At 55.5% G+C, this 9,652-nt stretch carries 11 protein-coding genes; 8 read left to right on the forward strand and 3 right to left on the reverse strand.

Annotation, left to right across the window (positions count from 1 at the left end):
* From BM036_RS19100 to bamJ, 3 genes are all read left to right on the forward strand, one after another.
* On the forward strand, positions 1-327 hold a 327-nt coding region (locus BM036_RS19100; RefSeq protein ID WP_143066669.1), incomplete at its 5' end, for a transposase.
* 143 nt (positions 328-470) lie between these two features.
* On the forward strand, positions 471-908 hold the full coding sequence (locus BM036_RS19105) for a hypothetical protein (protein WP_091855230.1): 438 nt from the start codon (positions 471-473) through the stop codon (positions 906-908).
* Positions 909-992: 84 nt separating this feature from the next.
* A complete protein-coding gene (bamJ, locus tag BM036_RS19110; protein ID WP_245742744.1) occupies positions 993-1,745 on the forward strand; it encodes a BamJ family beta-barrel-assembly machinery protein in 753 nt (250 codons plus the stop codon).
* A gap of 94 nt (positions 1,746-1,839) precedes the next feature.
* On the opposite strand, the gene BM036_RS19115 is transcribed toward bamJ, so the two are convergent.
* On the reverse strand, positions 1,840-2,670 hold the full coding sequence (locus BM036_RS19115) for a DUF2279 domain-containing protein (RefSeq protein ID WP_177186116.1): 831 nt from the start codon (positions 2,668-2,670) through the stop codon (positions 1,840-1,842).
* A gap of 98 nt (positions 2,671-2,768) precedes the next feature.
* Here BM036_RS19115 and BM036_RS19120 point away from each other — a divergent pair, with 98 nt between their 5' ends.
* Both BM036_RS19120 and BM036_RS19125 read left to right on the forward strand, forming a co-directional pair.
* The gene (locus tag BM036_RS19120) at positions 2,769-3,320 is read left to right on the forward strand and encodes a glutathione peroxidase (protein ID WP_091855232.1); all 552 of its coding nucleotides are present in this window, start codon (positions 2,769-2,771) and stop codon (positions 3,318-3,320) included.
* 224 nt (positions 3,321-3,544) lie between these two features.
* A complete protein-coding gene (locus tag BM036_RS19125) occupies positions 3,545-3,982 on the forward strand; it encodes a universal stress protein (protein WP_091855233.1) in 438 nt (145 codons plus the stop codon).
* A 404-nt stretch (positions 3,983-4,386) separates the two neighbouring features.
* Here BM036_RS19125 and BM036_RS19130 read toward each other — a convergent pair whose 3' ends face one another.
* On the reverse strand, positions 4,387-5,586 hold the full coding sequence (locus BM036_RS19130; protein ID WP_091855234.1) for a serine hydrolase domain-containing protein: 1,200 nt from the start codon (positions 5,584-5,586) through the stop codon (positions 4,387-4,389).
* A gap of 99 nt (positions 5,587-5,685) precedes the next feature.
* On the reverse strand, positions 5,686-6,012 hold the full coding sequence (locus tag BM036_RS19135; RefSeq protein WP_091855239.1) for a winged helix-turn-helix transcriptional regulator: 327 nt from the start codon (positions 6,010-6,012) through the stop codon (positions 5,686-5,688).
* 79 nt (positions 6,013-6,091) lie between these two features.
* Between BM036_RS19135 and BM036_RS19140 the strand changes: the two genes are divergently transcribed.
* The 3 genes from BM036_RS19140 to istA form a co-directional block, all read left to right on the forward strand.
* Complete coding sequence (locus BM036_RS19140) at positions 6,092-6,655, forward strand: carboxymuconolactone decarboxylase family protein (RefSeq protein WP_177186117.1); 564 nt, start codon at positions 6,092-6,094, stop codon at positions 6,653-6,655.
* A gap of 680 nt (positions 6,656-7,335) precedes the next feature.
* Complete coding sequence (locus tag BM036_RS19150) at positions 7,336-8,022, forward strand: transposase (protein ID WP_091855237.1); 687 nt, start codon at positions 7,336-7,338, stop codon at positions 8,020-8,022.
* Positions 8,023-8,287: 265 nt separating this feature from the next.
* On the forward strand, positions 8,288-9,652 hold a 1,365-nt coding region (istA, locus tag BM036_RS19160), incomplete at its 3' end, for an IS21 family transposase (protein ID WP_091855240.1).

Below are 9,652 nucleotides of genomic sequence, written 5' to 3' on the forward strand. Positions count from 1 at the left end.
CTCAAGGCTCTGGTGCAAGACGCTGACAAGCCGGTTTTCCTGATCCTCGATAACCACCCGGTTCACCATGCTCGTCGCGTTCGCGAGTATGTCGAGAGCCTCGACGGCAAGCTCAGGCTGTTCTTCCTGCCGCCGTACTCGCCGGAGCTGAACCCTGATGAGTCTGTTTGGGGCTACATCAAATACCACCACGTCGGTAAAAAGATCATCAACAGTAAAGAACAACTTCGGAGCATTGTTTACCGGCAGCTTCGGCGCTTGCAGAAATTGCCAAAGCTATTGAAATCGTTTTTTGGTCATCCGGACCTGGCTTATATCTCTGGATGATGTTCGCTTACTTTATTTCGGGTTAGTATGTCCCCAGCGGTGGTAGCGGTAACTACAATATCCTGGGCTGGGGTAACGGAACGGGTGGCACTTCCGGTACCTACAGGGGCCTGCTGGAGTCTGTCGCAGAGCAGTGCATCCTGGTGGCAGCCGCCACTACCGCCAATTCCGGCGATGGCCGTGATGTAGAGCGTGCCGTTAACGACGCCAAGAGCCGCTACCGCAATATTGTCGGCTCCGACCCGAAAGTCTGTACTTCCGGTCACTCCCAGGGAGGTGGTGGCTCTTTCAACGCTGCCAACCGTCTGGATGCCGACTGCGTGATCGCGGTCCAGCCTGATACCGTCTTCACAACACGCATCGATCGCCCGGTTGCAAGCGATGTGGACGTTGTGTGCATCTTCAGTACCGGTGACGTACTGGCTCCGGCGCTTCCTTCCAATGGTCCAAACTGCCGTCGTAATTCCACCCGGTACACCCAGGAGCTCACTTCTGGTACCCACTTCGCACCGACAACCGGTGATGGTGGCGAACCTGGTGAAGTCATGCGTGAGTATGCCAACCGCTGGCTGGTTAACTGATCGCGCCTGGGTTTAGCATTAAAACCTCAACCCTCAGGGTTGGGGTTTTTTATTGGTTAACGTGCATTCCGCTGAGGAGACGTAATGAAGGCTTACTCATCCACATTTGCACTTTTGCTGATGGGCGCGGCGCTCGCAGGTACCTATAGCGGCCCGGCATTCTCCGAGGACCCCAATCAGGTTGAGACCGATGAGAAACAAAGTAAACATGGCTTTGAAACCCTCGACGACCGTTTCAGCTATGCCTATGGCGCCGACCTGGCGGAAAAATTCAAGGAAGAAGGCATCGAATTGAATGTAGATATCCTCGCGATGGCAATGAAGGATGCCTATCGCGGAGGCGAGATGAAAATGCCGGATGACGAAATCGCGGCTACCCTGGATCTTTACCAGAAAGTCCATACCAAAAAGAAAGAGGCAGAGCGGGCAATCATCGGCAAGAAAAACAAGAAAGAGGGAGAAGTATTCCTCGCGGAAAATGCAGGGAAAGAGGGTGTAATCGTCACCAAAAGCGGCCTGCAATACAAAGTCATCACTAAAGGTAATGGCGACTATACCCCGACCGAAAACGACGAAGTCACAGTGCATTATCGCGGTACATTCGTCGATGGTACTGAATTCGACAGCACCTACCAAAGAAACGAGCCTTATCGTGTCAAAGTCAAACAACTTATCCCGGGTTGGATCGAGGCTCTTAAGATGATGTCAGAAGGCGACAAATGGGAATTGTATATTCCGGCCGATATTGCCTACGGGGAGCGCGGCTCAGGGAACTATGTGGGGCCCAATGCAACATTGATATTTGAGGTAGAACTGCTGGATATCGAAAAAAGCTGATCCCGGGCCAGTCGATCATAACTGAGGACGACCCTGTCCCTGACGTTCTAGTGCCAGGGCAGAAAATCGTCCTCCTACAACCGCCTGTCGTCAATCACTTCTCAGTGGGGAAATACGTAAAAGGCGGCTGGTAGTAATTCAGGAACGTCGCCGTCTTGTCATAGCCATTTCGCCTGAAGAGGTCAGTGATGTTCAGCCCTATAGCGATGTAGAGGTTACGCTCATCAGGCTCGTCCGTGTCCGAGTAACCTCGCGAGTAGTAACCGGCGTGCAACTCGAAATGTCTCAAGAAACTGTCGCGGAAGGCACTGAAACCATTCAGTTTCAGCGCCAGCAGATACTTCGAATTATCATAATCTGTGGTTATGTCGAACTGCTCGGGCTTCAGCCCGACTTCCCAACGAAAATCGACTTTGCTGGCCCACTCCGGATAACGATACCGGTAGTAACCAGCAAGGCCACCTATGGCGTTCGCAAGGAAATCCTCATATGAAAATCCATAACTGCTGAACGCGTCGCCCAGCTCCATATAACTGAGGATGGCCAGGGACGACAGGGTGCCATAGAGTGCTGCGTCCTTCCGGGGAAAACACCAGTCTTCAAAAAGACTGGCGACCCCCTGGGATGTGGCGTAGGTGGTGAACATATGGCCGAGCTTGTCCGCCCCACCCTCAGAGCTTTCCTGACCGAACCAGCCTTCCGACGATGCGGTGGGCTTTTCCGTAAAGTAGTCCCAGTTCACAATACCCCACGCTGTAATCACACCCACCCCGGTGGTGGTGACCGCCAATGTACGACGAACCTGCTGATCCTGCTCAAGCGGCTGGCGGCATGCCCCCTCCGCCCCTGAACCCAGGACCAGAATTGCGATGAATGCCAGAACCTGACGGAACCCGAACCCTTTGCGGTACAGCGCCGAAGTCATCTCTTGCCGCATCACACCAAACCTGTCCCACGAATGATCTACAGAGTAAGAATAGGCCTATAGTCATAGTAGACCCTCATCAAATGCGGAACGTGAACATGAAGCACCTGAGACTCAAGCTGGCCACAGTGGCCTTTATCGCCGGATCTGTATTCGCCTCTCCCGCGGTGGCCGAGAGCTGCCCGTCGTTTCTGGACCATGAACAGCGCAGGCTTCACTCTGACGAAACCGTCAACCTTTGTGATATTGCCGCCGGCAAACCACTGCTGGTGGTCAACACCGCAAGTTACTGTGGCTACACGGGCCAGTTTGAAGGGCTGGAGAAGCTACACCAACGCTATGCCGATGATGGGCTTGTGGTCGTGGGGTTTGCCAGCGATGATTTCCAACAGGAAGCCGATTCCGAAGAAGACGCCGCTGACATCTGTTTCAAAAACTTCGGGGTCACCTTTACCATGATCGCGCCGGGGCCGGTGACGGGACCTGACGCCAACCCGGTTTTCCGGGCCATTAATCAGCAGAGCGAACCGCCGCGCTGGAACTTTACAAAGTACGTACTCGATGCCGACGGAAATGTCGTCAAATCGTTTCCCAGCAGGGTAACGCCGGATGATGCTGAGCTCCTTGAGGCCGTGGAATCCGTACTTTAATCGACGAGGACAGTACGTGTCCTCGCAGCACCTGGGCCGAGCCAGACTCAACCTTCAAACGGTCGACGCAGCAGAGTTGCCCACTTAGTAAAAATCGCCAAGAGTTGCTTTCCCGCCAGGTCAAACCTGGCTGACATATCCCTTCCAAGGGTTACTTTCGGTTCGTCACATGCCCGAATCAGTGCTAGCTTTTAGACTGAACCCACACCCATGGAGAAGTAACAATGTCCGACACTATCTCAGCCGTCGTAGTCGCCTGTGATGGATCAGAACACGCTTCCCGTGCCGCAAGAATGGCCGCTGACCTGGCCAAAGCCACTGGCCATCCACTCAAGCTACTCACCGTTTTTCCAGGATCCAGGGCCGAACGGCTGATCATAAGCGGGGTCTGGCCCAGCGACCTTGAACAGGAACAGCAGGAATACGGCCGCAAGGTATTTGATACAGCGAAGGAAGCCCTTGACGGACCTGTTGATGTCAAAGAGGAAATCCTGCTCAAAGGCGACCCAGCCCATGAGGTCGTCGAGTACATGGAACAGAACCCCGGAACTCACCTGGTTATCGGGAAACGGGGCCATTCCGCACTACGCTCCCTGACCCTTGGCAGCGTCAGTGAAAAAGTCATCCGGCACGCCCCGGGCCTGGTAACCATTGTCTCCTGATACCCCGTGACTTGAGTGAGAAGGAGTCCCCGAACTCCTTCTCACTCAAGTCGTGGCGCCGGAAACATAGCGCGGCCTGCTCACTGTCTCTCCCAGTTTTCCGGCCCACTGGCATCCAAAGTGACTACCCGACCGTAATCTGTTAAAAATCCAGCCAGCAGGTTATCCATGACCCATCAATCCACGCCCAGTGCTCCATCGACGTCTCACCGCTTACCGTGCAGGGGTTGCCTTCCCGACTGTAAAAACTATCCAACCTGCGACGGCATGCCCTGGCGCACTGACAAGGTGCCATCGGCCGGACCGGACAAGGATGCGAGCGGACGCTAACCGGCTGTTGTCAGTCGCTGGCCATTACCGTCATAACTGACGTGGCCAGCGACGACACGTAGCTGAATCCTGGACTATCGGGCGCGCTCCCTGTCGATCGCCGACTGAACCTGCCGATAAAAGGTCAACCGCTCTTCATCCTGACCGCCTCCCTGACGACCCGATGCCTGCGGCCAGTTGCCATTCGATGCGATGACCAGTTGGCGCTCGGGATCAATAAAAATGCCTTGGCCAAAGATTCCCCGGGCCATATAAGCGCCATCATCGAGGGCCCACCACTGGTAGCCGTAACCATATCCTTCCCGGGTGGTATCCACGAGGTGGCTGGTCGCCTCCTCAACCCAGTTCTCGGGTAAGACAGGTTTGCCATCGGCCAGGCCACCGCCAAGGAAAAACAGGCCCAGACGTGCAAAGTCGCGGGTGGAGGCCTGGATACAGCAACCACTGATTTCATGCCCGGTGGACCCGAGGATCCAGCTGGCATCCTGTTCCATACCAAAGGGTTTCCAGACTTTCTCCGACAGGTAGTCAGACAGGTGCTTGCCGGTCGCTGAACTCACCAGCACACCAATCAGGTTGGTCTCGCCGGTCTTGTAGACCCACTTTGTGCCTGGCGGTGCTTCGGCTTCCAGCTGCCGCATATAGCTCACCGTGGCATCCACACCCGGGTCCGGTTCATGGGCGTTGAACAAGGCGACATCCGATTGAGGGTCTGAGTAATCCTCATTCCATTTCACCCCGGATGTCATCGTCAGCAACTGCCGGATGGTGACATTGTCATAGGCTGATCCCCTGAGGTCCGGGATATAGTTCGACACCTTGTCTTCAATACTCTTGATATACCCATCTTTGAGGGCGGCGCCCACCAGGGTCGAGGTAAGGGACTTGGCCACGGAAAAGCTGGTCCAGCGCCCTTCGGGACCGAAATCCAGGCCGTAGCGCTCAAGGCGTATCTCGCCGTCCTGTACGATTACCAGCGCCGCCGCCCGCTGGCTCTCCATAAAGGCGTCCACATCGGTATCCAGCTCAAGCGGCGCTCCCTCAGGTAACGGATAAGGATCATCACCTGCGGGGATAACCCGGGATTTGGAAAGGAACGGTAAACGGTCCATGGCACGGAACACCGCATCCCGTTGCTCCGTTGACCAGAAAAGCACGTTGGTATCCGTCGGCAGGTTCAGCACCAGTCGACGCATGTCCTTATCGGCCAATGCCCAGAAAGCACCGCATGCCAGCACGATCAAAATGATGAGCGAAACAAACCATCTTTTCATAGGAGTTCTACTTTTTTGTTTATTGTAAATGAAGCCATAGACGACGTGACTTTGACGCAGCCAAGCGAGGGCAAAGGCATCCGGAAAACCGGAACAGATTTATTTTCGAGTGTTCGCCCAGCGCTTTGCGTAATCGTCCAGTGCGAGCAGGTGCTGACCAAGCTCTTCGCCCTGATCAGTCAGTCCAAAGCCGTTACCGTCATGGTCAATCAGATGGAGCTCCCGTAACTCTTTCAGTCGACGATTCAGCACTGTAGGTGAAATCTGATCACAGCGTTGCTGAAGCTGGCGGAACGTCAATCGGCTCTCTCTCAGCTCCCAGAGAATTCGAAGTGCCCAGCGTTGCCCAAGCATATCCATGAGGACCATGATCGGACGACCTGTGTCAGAGCCCCTGACCGGATTTCCGGGTTTCTTGGTTGTCATCAACATCCCCCTTGACGCTACGAAAAGAGTAGCATACCGTATTTGCTACACTAAAAGTAGCAACCAGCAGGTACCAATCATGCCCAATCGCCTCCACACCGTCGAACCTCCCTATTCTCAGGAAACAGAAGCATTGCTCTCGAACTATCCGAAGCTGGACGGCTACCTGCTAAAACTGTTTAGGGTATTTGCCAACAGCACACGCTTCCTCCGCAAAGGGGTTCTAGACCTGCTGGATCAAGAGAGCCCCCTACCGATGCGACAAAGGGAGCTGGTGATCCTGCGAACCTGTGCAAATAATGACTGTGAGTATGAATGGGGTGTGCACGTAGCGGGCTTCGCTAAACATGTACGACTTACGGAGGATCAGATCAACGCAACCAGACTCGGGGGGCCTGGTGCCCCGTGTTGGAATGCCGAGGAAAGGACCTTGCTTCTGGCTGTCGACGAACTCTGCAGTTCAGGGCGCATGAGTCCCAAAACACAAGACCAGTTCCAGAGCCTGTTCACGGCCGAGCAACAGCTTGAAATCTTTGCCCTTTGCGGGAATTACCATACGGTCAGCTTTGTGGCAAATGCGGCTGAAATCGATTGCGAGCCTTTTGGAGCAAAATTTCAATCAGCGCTGGATAAGGACAACTGACCAGAATAGTGTTGGGGATAACACTTTTGTTCAGCGGTGCCCTTGCAGCGCAGCGAAAAGGGCATCCGGTGGAGGGCCTCATGGCCCGGAACGAACTGCAACAACTGGTTAGGCATTACTCAATTCCCAGCACCGCACGGTGCGACAGGCAATTGGCCGGCTAAAGTTCGCTGCCAATCGTTAGCAACTTCCTCAGAACTGAACATCCCACGTAAACTCCCGCTAGTAATTGGGGCCCATATTGCCGCCCTCAAAAACTCGCGGTCACCAACAATTATCCGGGTCATTTTGCCGGCGTTTGCTTCCGTGAATGCTGCCAAACTCGTGGTGCCAACCTCTGTTAACCTGACGAATACCGGCCAGCCAAGATCTGTTTTCTCTCCAACCACAGATCTCTCGAAGAAAGGCGAGCACACATAAAACTCCGATTCAGCCTGAGCCAACCCAATGCCAGGAAAGGCCAGGAACAGAACGGCGATCCATCTCATCATGACTATTGCCTAACGTGGAAAACCGAAAACCGGGACAGATTCAGAAAACCGGGACAGATTTATTTATTCACTTCCGGCCTGGCTAGCGTCTGCAAAACGATTCATGCGGTTTAACACCGAGTGCCGACAAGGTAAAATCGACAGCCGCAAAAGGAATTTTGCGTCCTACAAACGGCAAGGAGAAGCCAGATGCCCCGACAAGCACGGGTCATTGTACCCGGTTTGCCCCACCACATCGTTCAACGCGGGCATAACAAGCAACCCGTTTTCATTGAAAACCGCGACTTCCAGTATTACCTGGATAACCTCCAGGAATGGAAACACACGCTTGGGCTGGAAGTCTTCAGCTACTGCCTCATGACTAATCATGTCCACCTGGTCGTTAAGGCTACCGACGAACTAACCGCCATCCCTCAATTGATGAAGCGCCTGGCGGGTCGTCAAACACGATTCGTCAACAAGATAGAGAAACGAACGGGCTCACTGTGGGAGGGGCGCTATAAGATCAGCCCAATCGATACCGACCACTACCTGCTCAGTTGCTGTCGATATGTTGAGCTAAACCCGGTGAAAGCTGGCATGGTTGACGCAGCGGAACATTATCCGTGGTCATCCTATGCCGCACGTATCGGCCTGGCCGACTGTGACGGGCTGGATGAACCTCCTACGATGGCTGCTCTGGGAACCGATTCTCAGTCACGCAGAGAACGCTACCAGGCGTTTGTCAGCGATGGAGCCTTCTCTGAACAAGACCGCCAGATAAGAGCCGCCATCGCCCGGAATAAGCTGACCAGTGGCCACCGTTTCGTTGATGAAGTCGAGCGTCGTATTGGGCTACGCATTGAAACCAGAGCTCCGGGGCGGCCTAGAAAATAAATCTGTCCCGGTTTCTCTAGGCCGGGAAAAAGCCTGAGCGACTGGTTATACCAGCGGACTATCTTCAAGCTCGGCATATCGATGCGTATTCCAGACCAAGGTTGCCACTGATTCCAGACGAAGCCTGCCACCCATTCCACGCGAAAGCTGCCACTGATTCCACGGCAAAGCTGCCACCCCGGCAGGCTGCCTGAAGCTCCATCAAAATCGTCCGGCGCGGGATAACTTAACGGTACTCTGACCCTTTTCATCCGGAGAGGGCCCGATGCCAGCGAAGAGGTTATCCATGCGTAAGATCAAAGAAGTTCTTCGCCTCAAGTGGGAGCGAGGGCTGAGCAACCGCCAGATTGCGGCGGCCTGTGGCGTCAGCCGTCCCACCGTGAGCGAATACCTGCGCCGCACGGTTGAGGCCGGTCTGAGCTGGCCGTTGCCAGCGGATCTGGATGAGGCCCATCTGGAGCAGTTGCTGTTCCCGCCGCCACCGGACCTGCCGGCACAGGCCAGAGGTATACCCGACTGGCAACACATTCGCGACGAACTCACGGGCAAGAATGTCACCCTGTTCCTGCTCTGGCAGGAGTACCGGGAAGGTAATCCCGATGGCTACCAATACAGCTGGTTCTGCGAGCACTACCGTACCTGGCGGGGCAAGCTGGATCTGGTGATGCGCCAGGATCACCGGGCCGGGGAGAAGCTGTTCGTAGACTATGCGGGGCAGACCGTGCCTGTTATTGACCGTACCACCGGAGAGATCCACGAGGCACAGGTCTTTGTGGCGGTGATGGGTGCGTCCAACTACACCTATGCCGAGGCCACCTGGAGCCAGTCGCTACCAGACTGGATTGGCTCCCATATCCGGACCTTCGAGTTCCTGGGTGGCGTGCCGGAACTGGTGGTTCCGGACAACCTCCGCTCCGGCGTCAGCAGAGCCCACCGTTACGAGCCAGACCTGAACCCGACCTATCAGGACATGGCCAGTCATTATGGCATAGCCGTTGTCCCCACACGGGTTCGCAAGCCCCGCGATAAGGCCAAGGTGGAAGGCGGTGTGCTGATCGTCGAGCGCTGGATCCTGGCAGCGTTGCGCCATCGCCAACACTTCTCACTGGGGCAACTCAACGCCACCATCCGTGAGCTGCTGGAGCGGCTGAACACCCGCCCCTTCCGCAAGTTACCCGGCTGCCGGCGCGACCACTTCGAACAGTTGGACAAGCCGGTCCTGCAACCGTTGCCGACGGAGCCGTACGTCTACGCGGAGTGGAAGAAGGCCCGTGTTCACATCGACTACCACGTGGCCATCGACGGGCATTACTACTCGGTGCCCTACACCCTGATCAAGAAAGAGGTGGAGGTCCGGATCACCCACAACACCATCGAGGGTTTTTACCGGGGTAACCGAATCGCCAGCCATCGGCGCTCAGATCAGAAGGGTCGGCACAGCACCATCGCTGCGCACATGCCGGAGTCCCATCGCCAGGCCGGCGAGTGGTCACCGGAACGGTTGATTGCGTGGGCAGCCAAGATCGGGCCGGCAACCGAAAAGCTCATCCGCACCGCGCTGGGGGCGAGAAAGCACCCGCAACAGGCCTACCGGTCATGTCTGGGCATTCTCCGGCTGGGCCAGAGCTAC

Origin of the sequence: Marinobacter segnicrescens, assembly GCF_900111555.1 — a bacterium.
GTDB classification, from domain to species: domain Bacteria; phylum Pseudomonadota; class Gammaproteobacteria; order Pseudomonadales; family Oleiphilaceae; genus Marinobacter; species Marinobacter segnicrescens.